Annotated in this window: 26 protein-coding genes; 10 read left to right on the forward strand and 16 right to left on the reverse strand. The window is 54.1% G+C overall.

What is annotated here, in order from left to right:
- Nucleotides 1-33 precede the first annotated feature (33 nt).
- The 4 genes from FHW17_RS03180 (at nt 34) to FHW17_RS03195 (ending at nt 3,453) form a co-directional block, all read left to right on the forward strand.
- The gene (locus FHW17_RS03180) at nt 34-1,647 is read left to right on the forward strand and encodes a phosphoenolpyruvate carboxykinase (RefSeq protein ID WP_112522759.1); all 1,614 of its coding nucleotides are present in this window, start codon (nt 34-36) and stop codon (nt 1,645-1,647) included.
- A gap of 111 nt (nt 1,648-1,758) precedes the next feature.
- Entirely contained in the window at nt 1,759-2,196 is a 438-nt protein-coding gene (arfB, locus tag FHW17_RS03185) for an alternative ribosome rescue aminoacyl-tRNA hydrolase ArfB (protein ID WP_091879337.1), read from the forward strand.
- Between the two features lie 109 nt (nt 2,197-2,305).
- Nucleotides 2,306-2,764, forward strand: a complete 459-nt coding sequence (gene lysM, locus FHW17_RS03190; RefSeq protein ID WP_091879338.1) for a peptidoglycan-binding protein LysM — start codon at nt 2,306-2,308, stop codon at nt 2,762-2,764.
- A 74-nt stretch (nt 2,765-2,838) separates the two neighbouring features.
- Entirely contained in the window at nt 2,839-3,453 is a 615-nt protein-coding gene (locus tag FHW17_RS03195) for an alpha-ketoglutarate-dependent dioxygenase AlkB (protein ID WP_112522760.1), read from the forward strand.
- Here the strand turns inward: FHW17_RS03195 and coaA are convergent.
- The 7 genes from coaA to hisB are packed head-to-tail and all read right to left on the reverse strand — an operon-like array spanning nt 3,440 to nt 8,085.
- Nucleotides 3,440-4,396, reverse strand: coding sequence for a type I pantothenate kinase (gene coaA, locus FHW17_RS03200; protein WP_091879341.1), 957 nt, complete (start codon nt 4,394-4,396; stop codon nt 3,440-3,442). The two genes, FHW17_RS03195 and coaA, sit on opposite strands and share 14 nt — an antisense overlap.
- Before the next feature lie 53 nt (nt 4,397-4,449).
- Complete coding sequence (locus FHW17_RS03205; protein ID WP_112522761.1) at nt 4,450-4,773, reverse strand: phosphoribosyl-ATP diphosphatase; 324 nt, start codon at nt 4,771-4,773, stop codon at nt 4,450-4,452.
- Nucleotides 4,770-5,576: an imidazole glycerol phosphate synthase subunit HisF gene (hisF, locus tag FHW17_RS03210; RefSeq protein WP_112522762.1), complete on the reverse strand. Its 807-nt coding sequence runs from the start codon at nt 5,574-5,576 to the stop codon at nt 4,770-4,772. The genes FHW17_RS03205 and hisF overlap by 4 nt, the downstream gene beginning before the upstream one ends.
- Nucleotides 5,573-6,316: a 1-(5-phosphoribosyl)-5-[(5-phosphoribosylamino)methylideneamino]imidazole-4-carboxamide isomerase gene (gene hisA, locus FHW17_RS03215; protein ID WP_112522763.1), complete on the reverse strand. Its 744-nt coding sequence runs from the start codon at nt 6,314-6,316 to the stop codon at nt 5,573-5,575. Before hisA ends, hisF begins: the two co-directional genes overlap by 4 nt.
- Entirely contained in the window at nt 6,313-6,963 is a 651-nt protein-coding gene (gene hisH, locus FHW17_RS03220) for an imidazole glycerol phosphate synthase subunit HisH (protein WP_112522764.1), read from the reverse strand. Before hisH ends, hisA begins: the two co-directional genes overlap by 4 nt.
- A gap of 2 nt (nt 6,964-6,965) precedes the next feature.
- Nucleotides 6,966-7,460 (reverse strand): DUF2628 domain-containing protein, encoded by a 495-nt coding sequence (locus FHW17_RS03225; RefSeq protein WP_182509195.1) that lies wholly within the window; start codon nt 7,458-7,460, stop codon nt 6,966-6,968.
- Nucleotides 7,461-7,476: 16 nt separating this feature from the next.
- Nucleotides 7,477-8,085, reverse strand: coding sequence for an imidazoleglycerol-phosphate dehydratase HisB (hisB, locus tag FHW17_RS03230; RefSeq protein WP_182509196.1), 609 nt, complete (start codon nt 8,083-8,085; stop codon nt 7,477-7,479).
- Between the two features lie 203 nt (nt 8,086-8,288).
- Here hisB and hslV point away from each other — a divergent pair, with 203 nt between their 5' ends.
- The 4 genes from hslV (at nt 8,289) to FHW17_RS03250 (ending at nt 11,805) form a co-directional block, all read left to right on the forward strand.
- A complete protein-coding gene (gene hslV, locus FHW17_RS03235) occupies nt 8,289-8,843 on the forward strand; it encodes an ATP-dependent protease subunit HslV (protein ID WP_182509197.1) in 555 nt (184 codons plus the stop codon).
- A complete protein-coding gene (locus FHW17_RS03240; RefSeq protein WP_182509198.1) occupies nt 8,833-9,354 on the forward strand; it encodes a GNAT family N-acetyltransferase in 522 nt (173 codons plus the stop codon). The genes hslV and FHW17_RS03240 overlap by 11 nt, the downstream gene beginning before the upstream one ends.
- On the forward strand, nt 9,354-10,661 hold the full coding sequence (gene hslU, locus FHW17_RS03245; RefSeq protein WP_112523096.1) for an ATP-dependent protease ATPase subunit HslU: 1,308 nt from the start codon (nt 9,354-9,356) through the stop codon (nt 10,659-10,661). The genes FHW17_RS03240 and hslU overlap by 1 nt, the downstream gene beginning before the upstream one ends.
- A 175-nt stretch (nt 10,662-10,836) precedes the next feature.
- Nucleotides 10,837-11,805: a DUF1402 family protein gene (locus FHW17_RS03250; RefSeq protein ID WP_182509199.1), complete on the forward strand. Its 969-nt coding sequence runs from the start codon at nt 10,837-10,839 to the stop codon at nt 11,803-11,805.
- A gap of 22 nt (nt 11,806-11,827) precedes the next feature.
- Here FHW17_RS03250 and FHW17_RS03255 read toward each other — a convergent pair whose 3' ends face one another.
- Genes FHW17_RS03255 through FHW17_RS03270 form a run of 4 tightly spaced genes read right to left on the reverse strand, consistent with a single transcriptional unit; the run spans nt 11,828 to nt 14,576 of the window.
- Nucleotides 11,828-12,199: a helix-turn-helix transcriptional regulator gene (locus FHW17_RS03255; RefSeq protein WP_182509200.1), complete on the reverse strand. Its 372-nt coding sequence runs from the start codon at nt 12,197-12,199 to the stop codon at nt 11,828-11,830.
- On the reverse strand, nt 12,196-12,753 hold the full coding sequence (locus FHW17_RS03260; protein ID WP_182509201.1) for a Smr/MutS family protein: 558 nt from the start codon (nt 12,751-12,753) through the stop codon (nt 12,196-12,198). Before FHW17_RS03260 ends, FHW17_RS03255 begins: the two co-directional genes overlap by 4 nt.
- A complete protein-coding gene (locus FHW17_RS03265; protein WP_182509202.1) occupies nt 12,750-13,850 on the reverse strand; it encodes a murein transglycosylase A in 1,101 nt (366 codons plus the stop codon). Before FHW17_RS03265 ends, FHW17_RS03260 begins: the two co-directional genes overlap by 4 nt.
- A 24-nt stretch (nt 13,851-13,874) precedes the next feature.
- A complete protein-coding gene (locus FHW17_RS03270) occupies nt 13,875-14,576 on the reverse strand; it encodes a Tim44/TimA family putative adaptor protein (protein WP_182509409.1) in 702 nt (233 codons plus the stop codon).
- A 191-nt stretch (nt 14,577-14,767) separates the two neighbouring features.
- On the opposite strand from FHW17_RS03270, the gene FHW17_RS03275 reads away from it, so the two are divergent.
- Nucleotides 14,768-15,253 carry an FxsA family protein gene (locus FHW17_RS03275; RefSeq protein WP_112522773.1) on the forward strand — a complete coding sequence of 162 codons (486 nt, stop codon included), beginning with the start codon at nt 14,768-14,770 and terminating at the stop codon, nt 15,251-15,253.
- Between the two features lie 116 nt (nt 15,254-15,369).
- On the forward strand, nt 15,370-15,876 hold the full coding sequence (gene secB / locus FHW17_RS03280) for a protein-export chaperone SecB (RefSeq protein ID WP_091879362.1): 507 nt from the start codon (nt 15,370-15,372) through the stop codon (nt 15,874-15,876).
- Between the two features lie 63 nt (nt 15,877-15,939).
- Here the strand turns inward: secB and dnaQ are convergent, their stop codons facing one another.
- From dnaQ to FHW17_RS03305, 5 genes are all read right to left on the reverse strand, one after another.
- Nucleotides 15,940-16,647, reverse strand: a complete 708-nt coding sequence (gene dnaQ, locus FHW17_RS03285) for a DNA polymerase III subunit epsilon (RefSeq protein ID WP_112523098.1) — start codon at nt 16,645-16,647, stop codon at nt 15,940-15,942.
- An 80-nt stretch (nt 16,648-16,727) separates the two neighbouring features.
- On the reverse strand, nt 16,728-17,312 hold the full coding sequence (gene coaE, locus FHW17_RS03290) for a dephospho-CoA kinase (protein WP_182509203.1): 585 nt from the start codon (nt 17,310-17,312) through the stop codon (nt 16,728-16,730).
- On the reverse strand, nt 17,309-18,160 hold the full coding sequence (locus tag FHW17_RS03295; protein ID WP_182509204.1) for a shikimate dehydrogenase: 852 nt from the start codon (nt 18,158-18,160) through the stop codon (nt 17,309-17,311). Before FHW17_RS03295 ends, coaE begins: the two co-directional genes overlap by 4 nt.
- Nucleotides 18,153-18,746 carry a Maf-like protein gene (locus FHW17_RS03300; RefSeq protein ID WP_182509205.1) on the reverse strand — a complete coding sequence of 198 codons (594 nt, stop codon included), beginning with the start codon at nt 18,744-18,746 and terminating at the stop codon, nt 18,153-18,155. The genes FHW17_RS03295 and FHW17_RS03300 overlap by 8 nt, the downstream gene beginning before the upstream one ends.
- 29 nt (nt 18,747-18,775) lie before the next feature.
- Nucleotides 18,776-19,597: a pyruvate, water dikinase regulatory protein gene (locus tag FHW17_RS03305; RefSeq protein ID WP_091880199.1), complete on the reverse strand. Its 822-nt coding sequence runs from the start codon at nt 19,595-19,597 to the stop codon at nt 18,776-18,778.
- Nucleotides 19,598-19,780 lie beyond the last annotated feature (183 nt).

Consider the following 19,780-nt stretch of genomic DNA (forward strand, 5'->3'; position numbering starts at 1 on the left):
TGACCCTGAACCTTCTTAAACAATGGCGGACACATGACTAGAGAGACCGGTATCCATAACGCGGCGATCGCGCTCGGCACCTCAGGCTTGAAGGAGCTTTCGGCGGTCTATTATAATTTCGGAGCCGCTGAGCTTTACGAAGAGACTTTGCGCCGCGGCGAAGCACAGCTGACGGCACAAGGCGCACTGGTTGCAAAGACCGGCCAGCACACGGGCCGCTCGCCCAAGGACAAGTTTGTCGTGCGCGATGCGTCGACCGAAGATCACGTCTGGTGGGATAACAATGCCCCGATGACACCAGAGGCGTTTGAGCTTCTCTATGCAGACTTTGCCGAACATGCCAAAGGCAAGGAAGTCTTTGTTCAGGACCTCATTGGCGGTGCTGACAAGGATTACAGCCTGAACACGCGCGTCATCACGGAATTTGCGTGGCATTCCCTGTTCATTCGCAATCTTCTGATCCGTCCGGAACGCGAAGCACTGGCGGGTTTCGTGCCCAAAATGACAATCATTGATCTGCCTTCATTCCGCGCCGATCCCAAGCGGCACGGAACGCGTACTGAAACGGTCATTGCCGTTGATCTTACACGCATGATCGTTCTCATCGGCGGTTCGGCCTATGCGGGTGAAATGAAGAAGTCTGTTTTCACCGCCCTGAACTATCTCCTGCCTGCCAAGGGCGTCATGCCTATGCATTGCTCGGCCAATGAAGGTCCGGATGGTGATGCGGCAGTGTTTTTCGGTCTTTCCGGCACCGGTAAGACGACGCTTTCGGCTGACCCAACCCGCACATTGATCGGCGATGACGAACATGGCTGGGGCGAACACGGCGTTTTCAACTTCGAAGGCGGCTGCTATGCCAAGACAATCCGGCTTTCGGCAGAAGCAGAGCCGGAAATCTACGCAACAACTCAGCGTTTCGGCACTGTTCTTGAGAATGTTGTTCTCGATGAAAACCGGGTTCCGGATTTCAATGATGGCTCCCTGACCGAGAACACGCGCTGCGCCTATCCGCTGGATTTCATTCCGAACGCGTCCAAGACGGGCAAAGCGGGCCACCCGAAGAATATCATCATGCTGACGGCAGATGCTTTCGGTGTGATGCCGCCCATTGCCAAGCTGACGCCAGCGCAGGCCATGTACCACTTCCTTTCCGGATATACGGCAAAGGTCGCTGGCACTGAGCGCGGTGTCACGGAACCGGAAGCGACTTTCTCGACCTGTTTCGGTGCGCCGTTCATGCCCCGACACCCTTCGGAATATGGCAATCTCCTGCGCCAGCTTATTGCTGAACATGGTGTTGATTGCTGGCTGGTCAATACTGGCTGGACCGGTGGTGCCTATGGAACAGGCAAGCGCATGCCCATCAAGGCGACACGCGCTCTTCTGAGTGCCGCTCTTGACGGTTCGCTCAAGGACGCAGAGTTCCGCACAGATCCGAACTTCGGTTTTGCCGTACCCGTTGCTGTACCCGGTGTGGACACATCGATTCTCGATCCACGTTCGACCTGGGCTGACAAGCAGGCTTACGATGCCCAAGCCAAGAAGCTGGTTGGCATGTTTGTCACCAATTTCGGCAAGTTCGAAAGTCACGTCGATAGCGATATCCGCGCTGCGGCTCCGCACACGCCAGTTGCTGCCGAGTAATCCGGGTTCCACTTCCCAAACTGAAGCCCCGCTGTTCATCAGCGGGGCTTTTTTATTTTCGCTCTCGCAAAGGCGCTTTCCGGCCGGAAAAGATTAGGTTACCAATCCCGCATGGAAGAGAACCGCAACCAGATCAAAATCACCAACCGGATCTACGTCCACGAGGATGATCTGGAGGAGAGTTTCATTCGCTCCGCCGGCCCCGGCGGACAGAACGTCAACAAGGTTTCCACAGCCGTGCAATTGCGATTTTTCGCAGCACGGGCAGGGCTGCCCGACGAAGTGCTGGCACGGCTTTTGAAACTTGCTGGTCAAAGGGGCACCAAGGATGGTGACGTGCTCATCGAAGCCAGCCGGTTTCGCACTCAGGAGCGCAATCGGGAAGATGCACGCGAACGAATGATTGCCCTGATTGCCAAAGCAGCAGAACCACCACCACCGCCACGCAAGAAAACCAGACCGACAAAAGGGTCTATCGAGCGCCGCCTTAAAGTAAAAGCGGGCCGTTCTGACGTGAAAAAGATGCGCGGACGGGTCAAAGGAGATTAGTGTCGGGAACAGAACGTGACTGAACGTTGTTATTCTTTGCTTTTCAAGCTCGCCGGGTAATGTAACAACCCTAACCGTCGGTTTGAACAATCAACAAGGAGAGCCAGACATGGGACTATTCGATTTTGTTAAATCAGTCGGCAAGAAAGTCGGTATCGGTGGTGACGAGCCTCAGGCAGACGATCTGAAAAAAGAGCTTGATTCGCACAACCTCGGTACTGATAAGGTCGACGTTGTGGTCGAAGGCGACAAGGCTATCCTCAAGGGCAGCGTCACCAATCAGGAAATTCTGGAAAAGGCCATTATTGCTGTCGGCAATTCACTCGGCGTTTCCAAAGTCGATACTGGCGGGCTCGCGGTCGATAACACCACCACCGGTTCTGTCGCCAAAGACCCGGTTTTCTACACCGTCAAAAAAGGCGATAATTTGTGGAAGATCGCTGAAGCGGTCTATGGCAAAGGCAAAGGCGTGAAGAACACGGCAATCTTCGAAGCCAACAAGCCGATGCTGACCAGCCCGGACAAGATTTATCCCGGACAGGTCCTGCGCATTCCGTCGATCGACTGATCGCGTTGAACGCATACAAAGACCCGGCCTTCTTTCACGTCCGGGTCTTTGTTTCTCATTAATCAGGTCACGCCATGCTACTGCTTGCGCCCGGCATCCGATATTTCCCCGATTATCTTGATTTGAACGAGCAATCCGCTCTGGTTGAAGAGATCAGGACCATCGTTGCCGAAGCACCGCTCTATATCCCCGCCATGCCCAAAACTGGCAAGGAAATGAGCGTGCGCATGACCAATTGCGGTTCACTTGGCTGGGTGACGGATAAGGAACGCGGCTACCGCTATCAGGCCATTCATCCGGCCACGCAAAAGCCATGGCCAGCTATCCCGCAGCGCCTGCTCACCCTTTGGAACAAGGTCGGAGATTTCGAGCTTCCGCCAGAAGCCTGCCTCGTCAATTTTTATGCTGAAACCGCAAAGATGGGTTTGCATCAGGATCGCGACGAACAGAACCTCGTTGCTCCTGTCGTTTCCCTATCCTTGGGTGACACCTGCCTTTTTCGCTTTGGCGGAACCGAACGCAATGGCAAGACACAATCCATCAAACTCAAGAGTGGTGATGTGATTGTACTGGGCGGTGAAGGCCGTCTTGCGTTTCACGGCGTCGACCGCATCTATCCCGGCACATCGACGCTTCTGAAAAATACCGGCCGCATTAACCTGACGCTGCGGCGGGTTACAGCTTCCTGAGCGCGACTTCCTCAATGAGATGATTGCCGCCCTTGCGCAAGATGAGGTCCGCACGCGGACGCGTCGGCAGGATATTATCCTTCAGGTTCTTCAGATTGATACTGTTCCAAAGATTCTCGGCGATCGCGAGGGCGGAATCGTCCGATATGGTCGAGTAACGATGGAAGAAGGAGCTGGGGTCCTTAAAGGCCGTTTCCCGCAGCCGCATGAAACGGTGGATGTACCACTTGTGAATCTGCTCTTCATCCGCATCGATATAGATCGAAAAATCGAAGAAGTCGGAAACGAATGGCACCATTTTTCCATCTTCCGGCAGGTCACGAACCTGCAGCACATTGATGCCTTCGAAGATCAGAATATCAGGTGCGTCAACGGTCTGGTACATTCCCGGCAGCACATCATAGGTCAAATGCGAATAGAGTGGCGCATTGACATTGCGCTGGCCAGCCTTGATCTGCGACAGGAATCGCAGGAGCATGCCGACATCATAGCTTTCCGGGAAACCCTTGCGCTCCATCAGGCCTTTCGAACGCAAGACATCGTTCGGATAAAGAAAGCCGTCAGTTGTGACCAGATCAACCTTGGGGCTCGAAGGCCAGCGGGCAAGCAATTCCTTCAGAATACGGGCCGTTGTTGACTTGCCAACGGCAACGGAACCGGCAATGCCAATGATAAAGGGTGTCTTGAAGGCATCACCCGTATTGAGAAACTGGCGGCGCTGGTAAAACAACAGCTGGCTGGCTTCCACATGGGCCGACAGAAGCCGTGATAATGACAGGTAAATCCGGTTCACCTCATCAAGGTCGATGGGATCGCCGAGCGAACGCAGGCGCTTGACCTCATCATAGGTCAGCGTCATCGGCGTGTCGGCACGAAACTCCGCCCAGCGCTCGGCGCTGAAAAACCGGTAGGGCGAAAATTCGCTGGGTGCCAGCTGATCCATGACGTCCCCATCCCTTTGTCGTTCTAGCGCCTGTGATTTAAACATGGATCTGCTCAACCATGCTCACGGGCGGCTTTTTCTTCAAGCCCGGTTTGCGCCGTACGTCGTTCCAGTTCTTTGAGGACGTCATCAAGTTTGACTCCGGAAAGTCCAAGAACAACAAGTAGATGATAGAGCAAATCTGCGCTTTCGGAAACAACGCCTTGCGCATCTCCAGACACGGCGGCAATAACCGTCTCAACAGCCTCTTCGCCGAGCTTCTGGCTCGCTTTGCCGATACCCTTGGCATAGAGGCTGGCCGTATAGGATTTGGTATCCGAAGAAGCAGCCCGTTCGGCGACGATCCGCTCAAGATCGGCAAGCGTGAATGCTGTCATCGTGCAACTCCGGTGAATGGGCGGATGGGATCAAGCCGCATGGGAATGCCTGCTGCTGCCATATGTGCTTTCGCCTCGCCGATCGTATAGGTACCAAAATGGAATATGGATGCGGCAAGCACTGCCGTGGCATGGCCCTCGAGAATGCCTTCGACCATGTGGTCAAGATTACCAACGCCGCCGGAAGCAATAACAGGCACGCGTACTGCATCGGCAATAGCTCGCGTTATCGGAATGTCGTAACCGATCTTTGAACCATCGCGATCCATTGACGTCAGAAGGATTTCGCCAGCACCAAGGTCAACCACCTTGCGGGCAAATTCAATTGCATCAATGCCGGTTGCCTGCCGCCCGCCATGGGTGAATATTTCCCAGCGATCGATTTCACCGGCTTTTGACACTTTCTTGGCATCAATCGCAACGACAATGCATTGATTACCGAATTTATCAGCCGCCTCGGCGATAAACTCCGGATTTTTCACCGCTGCCGTGTTGATTGAAACCTTGTCGGCACCCGCAAGCAACAGTTTGCGAATATCAGCAACTGTCCGAACCCCGCCACCAACGGTCAGCGGCATGAAACACTGTTCGGCGGTGCGGGCCACCACATCGAATATGGTTTCGCGATTATCTGATGAAGCGGTGATATCGAGAAAACACAGCTCGTCTGCACCCGCAGCATCATAGGCCTTGGCCGCTTCAACGGGATCACCAGCGTCAACAAGATCGACAAAGTTGACGCCTTTGACGACACGTCCATCTTTCACATCGAGACAGGGAATAACGCGGGCTTTGAGGGTCATGCGGCGCGCTCCCGCGCTTCACGCAACACCTGCAGTGCCTCATGCGGATCAATACGCCCGTCATAAAGCGCGCGGCCTGAAATCGCGCCCTCAAGTTTGCGTGCATCAGGCATGGTCATGCGAACGACATCCGCGAGGGAAGCAAGGCCTCCCGATGCAATCACCGGTATGGAAACCGCCTCCGCCAGTTGCAGCGTCGATTCCCAATTGATTCCAGCCAGAATGCCGTCGCGATCAATATCGGTATAAATGATCGCTGCTACACCAGCGCCTTCGAACTTCTTTGCCAGTTCAACGACCTCTAATGTTGACGCTTCCGCCCATCCTTCGACGGCTACCTTGCCGCCTTTGGCGTCGATCCCGACAGCAATCTTGCCGGGAAACCTTTTACACGCTTCGATAACCAACCCCGGATCACGCACAGCCACCGTGCCGAGAATGACGCGTGACAAGCCTTTGGCCAGCCAATTTTCGATATGGTCAAGTGTGCGAATGCCGCCGCCAAGCTGAACCGGGTTTTTTGTTGCCTTCAGAATGGATTCTACTGCCGCACCATTGACGGACTGGCCAACAAAAGCACCGTTGAGATCAACCACATGCAGCCACTCAAACCCTTGATCTTCAAAGGATTTCGCCTGAGCAGCCGGATCTTCATTATAGACTGTTGCCTGATCCATATCCCCCAGTTTCAGCCGCACACACTGGCCGTCTTTCAGATCGATCGCGGGGAACAAAATCATGGCTGCCACCTCAGGAAATTGGCGATAAGGGCAAGACCCAGAGCCTGGCTCTTTTCCGGATGAAACTGCGTACCGGCCATATTGTCATTGGCCACCGCCGCCGTGACCGGTCCGCCATAGTCTGTGACCGCCAGCACATCATTTTCGATTTCAGCATCCAGAAAATAGGAATGAACGAAATAGGCGTGCAATCCGTCGGGACCGGTTTTAATGCCGTCGAACAGCGGATGCGGTCTGTTGAGGCGAAGGGTATTCCAGCCAATCTGTGGAATCTTTAGCGCTGGATCAGATGGCACCATTTCGCGGACATCGCCCTTGATCCAGTCGAAACCAGTGGAGATTGTCTTTTCCAGTCCACGCGATGACATCAGCTGCATGCCAACACAAATTCCCAAAAATGGCCGGGCTTTTTCGATAGCCACTTCATGGATCGCTTCAGGCATGCCTGGCACTGCATGCAAGCCACGGCGGCAATCCGCATAGGCGCCGACGCCCGGCAAAACAATGCGGTCTGCGGTGCGCACCCGTTCGGCATCATCGGTCAGATCGATGGTGGCATTGATACCGCTTTCCCGAGCAGCCCGTTCAAAAGCCTTGGTGGCCGAGCGGAGATTGCCCGATCCATAGTCGATAATGGCAACACGCATGCTCAACGCTCTCCCCGATAGCCAACAAGGCCGAGCATACCGCCCGCAATCGGTTTGCTGTCAGCGGACATCGCTACAGGAGCGTCGTTGTTCAGGTCGGGCAATAGAGGTGCTGGAGTTGAAACAAAATCATCACCATAGAAATAGGCAGTTTCAGCATCGGCGGCACTGCGCGCATCGACAATTGCGGCCTGATCGAAGCCGCGACGCTCCAATGCCTTAATGCGCCAGTTGCTCGCTTCAAAGGCCACGAGGAGGGCAAGCAGCGCCGCAACAATCTCAGCCAGAACTGCATGACCCGTATAGGCGCCGACAACGGAAATCGCCGCGATGGCGGCAAAAACCAGTGCCGCCTCAAACCACAGGCGGTTGAAAAGCAGCCAGGGCACCGGCAAAAAGAAGGCGAATATGGCAAAACCATCCCTGACAAAGACGGTTTTGTCATCTTGCCGCTGATTATTCAGTAGCGGTGGCACCAAAACAATGTAACTGGCCATGTCCTAGCCCTTCTTCTCAGCCGTTCAGCGTACCCTTGGTCGAAGGGATAACACCCTTCTGGCGCGGGTCCGTCTCGATAGCCGTGCGCAAAGTCCGCGCGACTGCCTTGAAACAGGTTTCGGCGATATGGTGGTTATTGGCACCATAGAGATTGGATACATGCAGCGTGATACCGGCGTTCTGCGCAAGCGCCTGAAAGAACTCCCGTACCAGCTCCGTATCGAACGTGCCGATCTTTGGCGCGGAAAACTCTACCTGCCAGACCAGAAACGGGCGGCCGGAGACATCCAGCGCCGATCGCGTCAATGTTTCGTCCATGGCAAGGTCAAGCGATGCATAGCGGTTGATGCCCCGCCGGTCGCCAAGCGCCTTGGCAATTGCCTGTCCAATAGCGATGCCGGTATCTTCCACCGTGTGGTGATCATCAATATGCAGATCACCCTTGGCCTTGATGTCCATATCGATCAGCGAATGGCGGGAAAGCTGTTCCAGCATATGATCGAAGAAACCCACGCCGGTGGAAATATCGAACGCACCGGTCCCATCCAGATTGACCGAAACGGCAATGCTGGTTTCCTTGGTGGTCCGTTCTACTTTCGCAGTCCGCGTGCTGGCACTGGTCATCCCTGTTTCCCGCTATATGGGTTTGTCGAAACGGCACTAATCTTGGCCTTCTAGATCAGGATTGCCGAATCTCCAAATGCTTTGATGGCGCAGTCTTAACTCCGGATTTGCAATTCCGGAGCGGCATCATACATAAGTTGCACAGAAGGGGTTCGATCTGCTGCCATTTGGGGCATAGTCGGACCTGCTTGAAGGAGAATCGAATGCAAGAACACAACCCCTCCACCATGTATGGGACCACGATTGTTACCGTCCGCAAGGGCGGCAAAGTGGTCATTGCCGGCGACGGACAGGTCAGCCTCGGCAACACCGTCATGAAAGGCAATGCCCGTAAGGTGCGCCGGATTGGCAAAGGCAATGTCATTGCCGGATTTGCTGGCGCGACGGCTGATGCCTTTACCCTGCTTGAACGGCTTGAAAGCAAGCTTGAACAATATCCCGACCAGTTGATGCGCGCCTGCGTCGAACTCGCCAAGGACTGGCGCACGGATCGCTATCTGCGCCGCCTTGAGGCGATGATGCTGGTCGCAGACAAAACCGTCACCCTTGCATTGACCGGTAACGGCGATGTTCTGGAACCCGAACACGGCGTCATGGCCATCGGTTCCGGCGGCAATTTTGCCTTGGCTGCAGCCCGTGCGCTTGTCGATACGGACAAGAATGCCGAGGAAATAGCCCGCAAGGCCATGGAGATTGCTGCGGATATCTGCATCTTTACCAATACGAGTGTAACGCTCGAGACGATCGATGCTGAGTGAACCAACCCACCGCTACCGCTTCATGCCGTTGGAGCCGGATGATCTGCACCTGATTTCAGAATGGCTGGCCGAGCCGCATGTGGCGGAATGGTGGGGTGCTGATTCGAAGGAAGAGTTCGACGCCATCGTGGCACATATGGACAGTATTTCGGTTGAGCCATTCATCATTATGCTGGGTGAACGGCCAATTGGTTATATGCAGACCTATGATCCGCATCTGGAGGATGATCATCCCTATCAGGACCAGCCAACAGGTACACTTGGCCTCGACCAATTCATTGGTGAACCGACACTGATCAACGATGGACACGGCTCGCGGCTGATCGATGAGTTTGTTTCCCTGCTCTTCGAAGAAGGCGTGCCCCGGGTAATCCTCGATCCTGATCCAGCCAATGCGCGCGCTATCAGAGCTTACACAAAAGCGGGTTTTATCCCTTTCGATACCCGCACAACCGTTTATGGCCCTGCCCTGATCATGGCACGGGACAATCCAGATGAAATGAGACCATGATGACAACATTTTCCCCTCGCGAAATCGTCTCTGAACTCGACCGGTTCATTATCGGTCAGAAGGACGCGAAGCGCGCCGTCGCTATTGCCCTGCGCAACCGCTGGCGCCGCCAGCAGCTCGAAGGCCAGATGCGCGAAGAAGTCATGCCAAAAAACATCCTGATGATCGGACCCACCGGCGTCGGCAAGACGGAAATCTCCCGCCGTCTCGCGCGGCTGGCGGGTGCGCCTTTCATCAAGGTTGAAGCCACAAAATTCACCGAAGTCGGCTATGTCGGTCGCGACGTCGAACAGATCATCCGTGATCTCGTTGAAGTAGCGATTGGTCTTGTCCGCGAGAAAAAGCGCGAAGACGTCAAAGCCAAGGCCCATATCAATGCGGAAGAACGTGTTCTTGATGCACTGGTCGGCAAAACCGCCAGTCCGGCAACGCGTGACTCGTTCCGCAAGAAATTGCGTGATGGCCTGATCGACGACAAGGAAATCGAGGTTGAGGTGGCGGACACCGGCTCAGGCATGCCCAATTTCGAACTTCCGGGTATGCCGGGCGCCAATATCGGCGTGCTCAATCTCAGTGATATGCTGGGTAAAGCCATGGGTGGACGCACCAAGACCGTCAAGACAACGGTCAAGGAGTCCTACGGTGTTCTGATCAATGACGAGTCGGATAAATTGCTCGATCAGGATCAGATCACGCAGGAAGCGCTGCGCTCGGCAGAAAATGACGGCATCGTGTTCCTCGATGAGATCGACAAGATCGCTGCTCGCGATGGCGGTATGGGTGCTGGTGTTTCACGCGAAGGCGTGCAGCGCGATCTCTTGCCACTGGTCGAAGGCACAACCGTTGCAACAAAATATGGTCCGATCAAAACCGACCATATTCTGTTCATCGCATCCGGTGCTTTTCACGTATCAAAGCCATCCGACCTTCTGCCGGAGTTGCAGGGCCGTCTGCCTATCCGCGTGGAACTGAGCGCGCTGACACGCGATGATATGCGTCGCATCCTCACAGAGCCGGAAGCCAGTCTGCTCAAGCAATACATTGCGCTGATGGCAACGGAAGAGGTGAAGCTCGATATCACCGACGATGCAATCGACGCTCTGGCCGACATTGCCGTTGATCTGAATTCTACCGTCGAGAATATCGGTGCGCGCCGCCTGCAAACGGTGATGGAACGCGTGCTTGATGATATCTCGTTCAATGCCCCGGATAAGGCCGGTGCAGAATTTACAATCGATGCCAAGTACGTCCGCGAAACAGTCGGTGATCTTGCGAAGAACACCGACCTATCCCGGTTCATTCTTTGACCGTGTGACAGATAAGCACCGTTCTAAGCTTATTACTGATGCCCCCTCGACTTATGAGGGGGCATTTTTTATTTTCGCGCAACTTTGGCCGGAACCTGTTACGGGGAGCGGTGTTTAACCATCTCCCGGGCGCGCGTGTCCGTTCCTATGACTTGATCGAAAATCTGGACTGACAATGAAACGCCATCTGATCCTTTTCGCGACCACCTGCCTTCTTTCGCTGTCCGGAGCACTGCAGCCTGCCGCGGCTGTAACGGTTGTGCCCGAAGGCAATCGCAATGCGACCCAGCCAAGTATTCCCCTCGCCTCAATCAAACGCACGGGTGATTTGAATACGACGCATGAAGCGAAGTATCAGAAAATCTACAATCTCCTGAAATCAGATCCGAAGCTGCGTTCAAAAATCTCGAGCGTTGCCAAGACCTATGGCATCGATCCGGTTCATATTGTCGGAGCCCTCGTCGGCGAACATACTTATAATGTTGACGCCTATGACCGGCTTCAGACTTATTATGTAAAAGCTATTTCCTATGTAAAACAAGGCATTAGCTTTGACTATCAGGGCGAGAACATCAGCGATTTCATCAAGCGCCCACAGTTTTCCGAGTGCGGGCAATATAAGGACAGCCTTCGCCTGTGGACATGCCGTGAGAACGTCTGGGAATCGGACTTCCGCGGTAAGACAGTCGGCGGCAAACGTTTTACTGATAACCGGTTCGCTGCCGTGTTCTTCCAGCCATTCTATGCCGGGCAGACCTTTGGTCTTGGCCAGCTCAGCCCTCTCACAGCCTTGCAGATGACCGATATGGTCAATCGCTATTCTGGTCTGCCGAAACTCGACGCCGACCATGCGGCTGATGTCTACAAGACAATTATGGACCCGGATTTTACCCTTCCCTATATGGCGGCGACCATCAAGGAATCGATTGACGTCTACAAGCGGGTTGCGGATTTTGATATTTCAAAAAACCCCGGCATCACGGCAACGCTCTACAATACAGGTGGAGCGGATGCGCGCGCACGGGCGCTTGCCAATGCCAATGCAGGCCGAGTGGCGGCTGGCCAACCGGCTCAAATGCCTGAGGAAAATTATTACGGCTGGCTCGTCAACAGCAAGCTGGATCAGTTGAAGGCCCTGTTCTAGGCCTTTCCAAGCAAGAACGGCTCTAACGGCGGCGCTTGTCGGTGGATTTTTTCACCTGGTCGATCAGAGACTGAACGGCGCTGATATCGAGATCGCGTATATGCGCAGCGATCAGATTGGTCAGTTCTGTTGCTGCGGGTGACAGGCCGCCCGTATCAATCGTGATACGCGGATGCGAGATCATTGCGAGGCGCTGCAGTTCCTCGGCCTCATCCCAGATGATATTGAAGTATTGAATAATTCGCTGCAACTTGTCCCAAGTTGGCTGACCGCGTCTGCCATGTTCCAGCGCCGAGAGATAAGCAGCTGAAACACCGATGGCTTTGGCCATGTCTTTCTGCGAGACGCCGCGCTGATCCCTGAGCTGACGTAATTTCTCACCGAACGGCGTCATGGCACCTCCGGTATCCGGCGCATGCGCACATAAATGGCACCTGTGCCGCCATGATTGCGGGCCGCGTCTTCATAGCCATTGACGAGTATGCGGAACGGCGGCGTGGTGAACCACAGGGGCACAGCCTGACGCAAAACCCCATCACTTCCTAAAGACGATCCTTTGCCGGTGATGACAAGCACATGCCGCAATTCGCGCTGATGCGCGCGGCGAAGAAAGCCAAGAAGCAACCCATAGGCCTCGCTTTGTGTCAGACCATGCAGATCGATCCGGCCTTCAATGACCACACGGCCGCGCGAAATCTTCTTATGAGTCGGCCGATCAATTGGATGCAGGCGATGGGCGGGTGCTACAGATTTTGCGGGAGCAGGCGTTGGCATCGCCTTTGATTTGATCTTTTCGGGCGCCGATGGATTGAGCGCCGCTTGATCCTGCATCTCGTCAAGCAGGAACTCCATCTTGTCCTTGCCCTTCAAAGGACGGGCGGATTTTGCGACCTTCTCCCAGAGGATACGATCTTCAACATTGGCAAATTCGTCTTTAGATCGTCTCATATCTGGCCCGCCAATAGTGATCGGGGCACGAGCGCGTAAAAATCGGCGTCATGGCGGATTCCTCCGGCAATTTCACCCGCCGCATCGCCGGAACCGGCAAAGAGATCGCCCCGTGCTGGACCCACAATAGCCGAACCGGTGTCCTGCGCGATCATCAGACGGGCAAAATCCTTGCCGCCAAAAGCTTTCAACGTAGGGGCGGAGATGTAGAACGGGGTGCCGAATGTATGCAGAAGCCGGTCAACCGCCAAGGACCGCCCGCCCGTCAATGGCACTTTGGCCGCTGCAATCGGACCAAGCGTAACGTCATCGACAGCTGCTTCCCGAAAGAAAATATAGGATCGGTTATTCCACAGAAGGTTCTGAGCCTGATCGGGGTTCTCGGCAAGCCATTGACGAATGGCCTGCATCGACATCTTTTCCAATGGAATTTCGCCGCGGTCCAGAAGAATTTTACCGACGCCCGTGAAACGGTGACCTGTTTTTGCGGCATAGGTGATGCGGCGCAAACGTCCATCCGTCATTTTCAGCCGGGCTGCGCCCTGAACGTGAATAAAAAAGGCGTCCACTGCGCTTTCAACGAAGGCTATTTCCAGTTTCTGGTCCTTAATCGCACCGGTTTCGATGGCGGCACGGTCGAAATATTCGACAAGTCCGGCCGCAGTCTGCCGGGCGAAAGCAAAGTAAGGATCAAGCTCCTCAGGCCGATTGTTGTCATCAATATCGACAAGATCGGAGGGACGGCTAAGAAATGGAACAGAGAAACGTTCTGTGCGAACAGGCGAGGCAATCACTTCAGGCTCGTAGAACCCGGTGACAAAACCCTGCTTCAGCTCCGGGGTTTCAATGCGGGCCGGATGGAACCATTTCTCGAAAAACCGCCGTGCCTGCTCGTCATTTTCAATCAATGTTTCACGTGAATCAGTAAAAATTGGAGCCAAGGCTTCGAAAGAGATGCCGAGAGAACCGCTTTTATAGGGCTTCTCCAGAATTCTTGCAGCGGAACGTGCAAAGGCTTGAAATGCTTCAAGCTGATTGTCGTCCCCCCAACCGGGGCACTCGGTGAATGCCACCGGTTTGAAGAGGGGGGAAAGCATTGTCTTGTGCTCGCGACAGGAGAATCAATCTTCGGCTTCGGTCGCGACAAGCTTCCAGTTCGGATCTTTCGAACGTGTGTCGCGCGAATAGGTCCAGACATCCTTGACTTCAGCAACCGCTTCCTTGTCGCCGTCAATAAGGGTGCCATCCTTATCAAGCGTTGCCGAAATCAACTCACTGACAACACGCACAGTCACATGGGCTTCTGTTCCCTTCATCTCGGCACCGGTAATTTCGGCCTTATTGATACCGACGAATGAGGATTGCACTTTTTCACCGCGCGATTCGCGATCGGCGATGGCCGAAACGAAACCATCAAACACTTCGCGGGACAGAAGCGATTTCAATGTCTTGCGATCACCATCGGCAAAGGACATGACAATCATCTCATAGGCCATCTTCGAGCCTTCGAGAAACTTGACCGGATCGAATGCCGGATCAGCATTCTGGATGGCCCGCAGACCATCATTGAGCGGCGTACCCGGTTTGGCCAGCGTGTCGACTTTTTCGAACTGGTTTTCCTTGGGTTCGCCACGACGCGGCAAAGACACCACATTATCGCCAGGCTTGGTCTTGTCATCGACCTCAGCCGTGCGCGAAGACGTGTACGGATTGAATGGTGGGCGCTCGCTCCCCGTGCGACGACCAAGGACCTTGCGCAGCTGCAAAAAGATCACCACTGCTGCTACGAAGAAGAAAATCGTTCCGAAGTCCAGATATTCCATGTCGCCTGCCATTCATCCCTAAATTCGTTGGCCATTGGTTTTGCGGCCATCACGGTTTTGTCGAATTACCAAAAACATATAGATTGCTGAAGGCAATCATACAAATGCTCATGTTCAGTCCCTATATATAGGCATGAAATCGACGCCGGGTATGGATTATAACCGGATATGTCATTTGAAAGGTAAATTAGTTGCGATCCTCTTTTGTACCCCTGTTGCTCCTAGCGCTTCCATTTCTGGAAATTGCCGGTTTCATTGTGGTTGGCAGCAAGATCGGTGTCCTGGCGACCCTTGGTCTGGTCATATTATCGATCTTCCTTGGCGTTTTTCTGCTGCGCCTGCAGGGCTTTGGTATTTTGCAAAAAATTAGGTCTGAAACAGCAGCCGGACGGACACCAAGCCGGGAGCTGGTGCATGGTGTGATGCTGTTCTTCGCAGCATTTCTGCTGATTGTTCCGGGTTTCATTACGGACATTATCGGTCTGCTGCTTTTTATCCCCGCTGTCCGTGATATTGGCTGGCGTTTTGTCCAAAGCCGCGTGGTTGTCGTCAATTCGGGAACTACAGATTATTCGCGCACAAGGCCCACCAGCAACGCTGACCGCGTCATTGAGCTTGATCCCGAAGACTATTCCAGAAAATCTGATCCTAACTCTCCTTGGAAACCGAAAGAATAGGCCTAGTACGATAGGATGAGTGCTCGCGGCTTGCCTCGCTGGAACACTCATGCTAGCCAGCCATCATTCATTCGATAACCGCCAACGCGGACGCAACGAGAGAAGGTTTCCAGACAATGGCTCAAAAGCCTGATGAAAAGGCCGAAAACGGCAATGAAGCGACCAATGGCAATGGGAGCGTCCAGCAGCAGACACTGAACATCCTTGCTCAGTATGTGAAGGATCTTTCCTTCGAAAGCCCCGGCGCGCCTTTGTCGCTGCGTCCGCGTGACAAGGCTCCCGGCATCAGCATCAATGTGAATGTCAACGCCAATCCGATTGCCGAGAACGATTTCGACGTTGTTCTGACCCTTACGGCGCGTGCCGGCGAAGGTAAGGAAGTTCTGTTTAATGCAGAACTCGTCTATGGCGGTGTTTTCCGTCTGGAAGGTTTCCCGCAGGAACATCTCCTGCCGCTGCTTTTCATTGAGTGCCCGCGCCTGCTTTTCCCGTTTGCGCGTCAGATCATTGCGGAAGCAACCCGCAATGGCGGCTTCCCGCCGCTAATGATCGACCCGATCGATTTTGCGCAGATGTTCCAGCAGCGTATGGCTGAAGAACAAGCCAAGTCGATGGTCAGCTAAATCATTGATCCATAAAATAGCAAAAACCCGGGTCTGGCCCGGGTTTTTTGTTGTCGTGATTTTCTAAAGAGCCGCTATACGTTCGTTCCAGATGGCTTTTTCGCCAATCTTCTCGACCAGTTTTTCATGGGCCTGCTTTTCAGCATCAGTCAAACGCGGTGCAAGCGGCGCGGCGCGGCGGGCAATAATAACCACTGTTTCCGTATTTGCCGATTGCTTGTTGTCTGATTGTTCGGCGACAGTCAGCCCCAAGGCCGCCTGCTTCCCACCAATCAGTTCGATATAAACTTCAGCGAGCAGTTGCGAATCGAGCAATGCGCCGTGCATTGTGCGGTGGCTATTATCAATCCCATATCGACGGCACAGCGCATCCAGCGAGTTTGGACCCATCGGATGTTTGCGACGCGCAAGCGCTAGTGTGTCTATAACCCTGTCATTGCTGATGGCGGGATGGCCAAGCCGACCAAGCTCAGCATTGATAAAACCCATATCGAATGTGGCATTGTGGGCGATCAACTTTGCCCCGTCGATAAATTCGAGGAACCTGTCGACAATACCTGCGAAAACCGGCTCATCCTTCAAACGGTCATTGCTGATGCCGTGAACCGCAAGAGCGTCCGGATGGACCTGTTTGCCCTCGGGGTTGATGAAAACATGAAATGTATTGCCGGTGGGGAAACGATTGACCATCTCGACACCGCCAATTTCGATCACACGATCGTCCAGCCGGTCGAGCCCCGTTGTTTCCGTATCGAATATGATCTCGCGCATGGAATCATCCTTTTGTCCAAATTTCACGAACCGGACCGGATACGCAAGATGAGAGCGGTGGTTTCCCCGCCTTCCCTTGATCAAGAATCCGTAAGAACGCGAATAATATCGTTGATTTCGGCGCGCGTGGCGTCAAAAGACTGATCTGTATTGACGACAAAATCGGCACGGCCGCGTTTTTCCGCATCGGGCGTCTGGCGCTTAAGGATCGCTTCCAGTTTTTCAGGCGTCATATCAGACCGTGCCAGAACCCGCTTTTTCTGCACGTCAGCCGGTGCGCTGACAACCAGTATCTTGTCCACCCGCTCATCGCCGCCCGTTTCAAACAGCAGAGGAATATCGATCACGACCAGCTTTGCCCCCTGCAATTCAGCCGTTTTGCGAAAGGCGTTCTCTTCCGATCGAACCAGTGGATGAATGATGGATTCCAGCTTCTTTAGAGTCTCAGGGTTGCCAATGACGGCCTTTGACAGTTCGGCACGATCCACGACACCATTTTCAGTCACTCCAGGAAAGGCCGCTTCAATCAATGGCGCAGCGACGCCAGAATAGAGCTTATGAACCGTTTCATCGGCGGAATAGACTGGAATGCCCGCATCCATAAACATCTGGGCAGCTGTTGATTTGCCCATACCGATCGACCCTGTGAGGCCAAGTACGATCATTTTGCTTTCTCCGCCGCCGAAGCCATATCGGCCAGAACGAGGTTTCGCAGTTCCGGCGTCACTTCGGGCCGCCTGCCGAACCAATGTTCAAAACCGGGCACTGCCTGATGCAGCAGCATACCAAGCCCGTCGACAGTTTTGAGACCTCGCGAGCGCGCTGCCCGCAAAAGCGGTGTTTCCAGCGGCACATAGACAATATCGGTTACCAGCGCATCCGAATCAGCTCCGGACAGATCAATGTCGAGATCATCCTTGCCCTGCATGCCAAGCGATGTGGTGTTTACAATGAGAGCCGCGCCCTGCAGCAATTCAGGAATCGCATTCCAGCCATGGGCACCTCCGGCGATGCCAAATCGGTCTGCCAATTCCCTAGCCCGCTCCACAGTCCGGTTGACGATTCGAATATCAGTGAAGCCACGCTGTTTCAGAGCAAAGATAATAGCCCGGCTTGCACCGCCCGCACCGAGCACCAGCGCACTCTTGCGTTCGCTCCAGTCTGGGCTGCCTGCATCGAGATTTGCCACAAATCCGTAAGCATCCGTGTTGCCACCATGAAGGAGGCCATTTTCAAACCAGAGTGTATTAACAGCTCCGATTTCCTCAGCCGCGGCATCACGTTTCTCACACAGGGAAAAGGCCACTTCCTTATGGGGAATTGTAACATTGCCACCGACAAAACCATTGTCTTGCAAACCATTCACGAACTGCGGGAAATCTTCAGGAGCAACTTCCACCGCCTGATATGATCCTTTCAGCCCAAACTGCTTCAGCCAATATCCATGAATGAGCGGCGAACGCGAATGGCGGATCGGATAACCGGTTACAAATGCGCGGGGATTATTAGCCATCAATGGCACCCTCCCGGCGCAATTCGGCCAGTAATGGCAGCAGCGGAAGGCCGACAATGGTAAAATAGTCGCCATCGACCTTTTTGAAAAGCTGCACGCCTTCACCCTCATATTGATAGGCGCCGACACTTTGCAGAGCGATTGGCCCGACGCGCGACAGGTGGCGACCGATGAAAGCGGGATCGAGATCTCGCAATGTCATGCGCGCGACTGATACATGCCGCCATAGCGTCTGGCCGCCTTTGGCCAGAACAACCGCGCTGTTCAGATGGTGCGTCTGGCCCGAAAGTTTGAGCAATTGCCGCCGCGCGGCATCCATATCATCAGGCTTATGCAAAACTTCATCGCCCAGTGACAGGGTTTGGTCCGAGCCGATAACCAGTGCATCCGGGTTGCGCTCGCTCACATCAAGAGCTTTTGCTTCGGCCAGGACAAGCGCCACATCCTCAGGTGTTGCGCCGGTTTTATAAAGAGGTGCCTCCACAGCCCGCTCATCGATATTGGCCGACTCTGCGATGAAGGAAACGCCAGCATTCTTCAGTAAAGTTGCCCGGAAAGGGCTTTTGGAAGCGAGGATAATCTGCATTTGTCTTCTTCTATGTTGCTGAAATCTGGTTATCGCCCTTGCGAACGCAGGGCAAGAACGGCTGCGGCAGTTTCTTCAATAGACCGGCGTGATACATCAATCATGGGCCAATTGTAGCGGTGGCAAATCTGCCGCGCATAGGATAGCTCTTCTATGATATTGGCCCGGTCGAGATAATGATCCGTATCAAAACCCGGCGTTGCTCCCAGAACGCGATGCTGGCGCACCTGAGATATGCGTTCTGCCGACGCGATCAGTCCGACGATCAGCGGTCTTTCCGCATTGATAATGACATCTGCAATAGGCACGCCGGGCACGATTGGAACATTGGCTGTTTTGACCCCGCGATTGGCAAGATAAATACTGGTCGGCGTCTTTGATGTCCGTGAAATTCCAATCAGGATGACATCCGCTTCTTCTATATCCAGTGGCAGCTGACCATCATCATGTTCCATGGTGAAATTCAGTGCATCAATTCGCCTGAAATATTCAGCATTGAGGACGTGCTGCGCGCCAACCCGGCGGCCAGCTGGGGCACCGAGATAGGACTGGAAAATACTGAGGACTGGTTCAAGCACCGAAACACAGGGAACTCCGATGGTTGCGCAGCTCTCATCGATCATTGCCGCCAGTCGCTTATCGACAATCGTATAAAGGACAATTCCCGGTTCCGCATCGATCCCGTCGAGCACCTTTTTAATCTGCTTTTCCGTGCGAATAAGCGGATAGACATGTTCAATGGCGCGCGCATGCACATATTGCGCCGCCGCTGCCCGACCAGCTGCCAGCAGAGTCTCTCCGGTCGCATCAGATATCATATGAAGATGGAAGTAGTTTACTGGCTTTGTCACAGAAAACTCCACTCCCTGTTGATGACTGGGGAGAAATCTCCCGGTTTTAAACAAGCAATGGCAGCCATGTGAATTATTGGCAAGTCATCCACAGCGAGCCCACTTGTGGATGATGCCCGCAAGGCTTGTTGCGATCTGGGGATTGTTGCGACTCTTCGTCCTTTATTCCGCGCTTTCCCACAT

It is taken from the genome of Phyllobacterium sp. P30BS-XVII, assembly GCF_014138335.1.
GTDB lineage: Bacteria > Pseudomonadota > Alphaproteobacteria > Rhizobiales > Rhizobiaceae > Phyllobacterium > Phyllobacterium meliloti.

Bases quoted from the DNA above. Each gene is read 5' to 3' on its own strand.
- FHW17_RS03260 (WP_182509201.1), bottom strand. From the start codon at position 12,753: ATGAGACGATCTAAAGACGAATTTGCCAATGTTGAAGATCGTATCCTC.
- FHW17_RS03255 (WP_182509200.1), bottom strand. From the start codon at position 12,199: ATGACGCCGTTCGGTGAGAAATTACGTCAGCTCAGGGATCAGCGCGGC.
- FHW17_RS03265 (WP_182509202.1), bottom strand. From the start codon at position 13,850: ATGCTTTCCCCCCTCTTCAAACCGGTGGCATTCACCGAGTGCCCCGGT.
- hisH (WP_112522764.1), bottom strand. From the start codon at position 6,963: ATGCGTGTTGCCATTATCGACTATGGATCGGGCAATCTCCGCTCGGCC.
- secB (WP_091879362.1), top strand. From the start codon at position 15,370: ATGGCTCAAAAGCCTGATGAAAAGGCCGAAAACGGCAATGAAGCGACC.
- FHW17_RS03225 (WP_182509195.1), bottom strand. From the start codon at position 7,460: ATGGCCAGTTACATTGTTTTGGTGCCACCGCTACTGAATAATCAGCGG.
- FHW17_RS03180 (WP_112522759.1), top strand. From the start codon at position 34: ATGACTAGAGAGACCGGTATCCATAACGCGGCGATCGCGCTCGGCACC.
- FHW17_RS03270 (WP_182509409.1), bottom strand. From the start codon at position 14,576: ATGGAATATCTGGACTTCGGAACGATTTTCTTCTTCGTAGCAGCAGTG.
- FHW17_RS03295 (WP_182509204.1), bottom strand. From the start codon at position 18,160: ATGGCTAATAATCCCCGCGCATTTGTAACCGGTTATCCGATCCGCCAT.
- hslV (WP_182509197.1), top strand. From the start codon at position 8,289: ATGCAAGAACACAACCCCTCCACCATGTATGGGACCACGATTGTTACC.
- coaA (WP_091879341.1), bottom strand. From the start codon at position 4,396: ATGGATCAGCTGGCACCCAGCGAATTTTCGCCCTACCGGTTTTTCAGC.
- FHW17_RS03250 (WP_182509199.1), top strand. From the start codon at position 10,837: ATGAAACGCCATCTGATCCTTTTCGCGACCACCTGCCTTCTTTCGCTG.
- FHW17_RS03300 (WP_182509205.1), bottom strand. From the start codon at position 18,746: ATGCAGATTATCCTCGCTTCCAAAAGCCCTTTCCGGGCAACTTTACTG.
- hisF (WP_112522762.1), bottom strand. From the start codon at position 5,576: ATGACCCTCAAAGCCCGCGTTATTCCCTGTCTCGATGTGAAAGATGGA.
- hslU (WP_112523096.1), top strand. From the start codon at position 9,354: ATGACAACATTTTCCCCTCGCGAAATCGTCTCTGAACTCGACCGGTTC.
- arfB (WP_091879337.1), top strand. From the start codon at position 1,759: ATGGAAGAGAACCGCAACCAGATCAAAATCACCAACCGGATCTACGTC.
- lysM (WP_091879338.1), top strand. From the start codon at position 2,306: ATGGGACTATTCGATTTTGTTAAATCAGTCGGCAAGAAAGTCGGTATC.
- hisB (WP_182509196.1), bottom strand. From the start codon at position 8,085: ATGACCAGTGCCAGCACGCGGACTGCGAAAGTAGAACGGACCACCAAG.
- FHW17_RS03205 (WP_112522761.1), bottom strand. From the start codon at position 4,773: ATGACAGCATTCACGCTTGCCGATCTTGAGCGGATCGTCGCCGAACGG.
- hisA (WP_112522763.1), bottom strand. From the start codon at position 6,316: ATGATTTTGTTCCCCGCGATCGATCTGAAAGACGGCCAGTGTGTGCGG.
- coaE (WP_182509203.1), bottom strand. From the start codon at position 17,312: ATGATCGTACTTGGCCTCACAGGGTCGATCGGTATGGGCAAATCAACA.
- FHW17_RS03195 (WP_112522760.1), top strand. From the start codon at position 2,839: ATGCTACTGCTTGCGCCCGGCATCCGATATTTCCCCGATTATCTTGAT.
- dnaQ (WP_112523098.1), bottom strand. From the start codon at position 16,647: ATGCGCGAGATCATATTCGATACGGAAACAACGGGGCTCGACCGGCTG.
- FHW17_RS03240 (WP_182509198.1), top strand. From the start codon at position 8,833: ATGCTGAGTGAACCAACCCACCGCTACCGCTTCATGCCGTTGGAGCCG.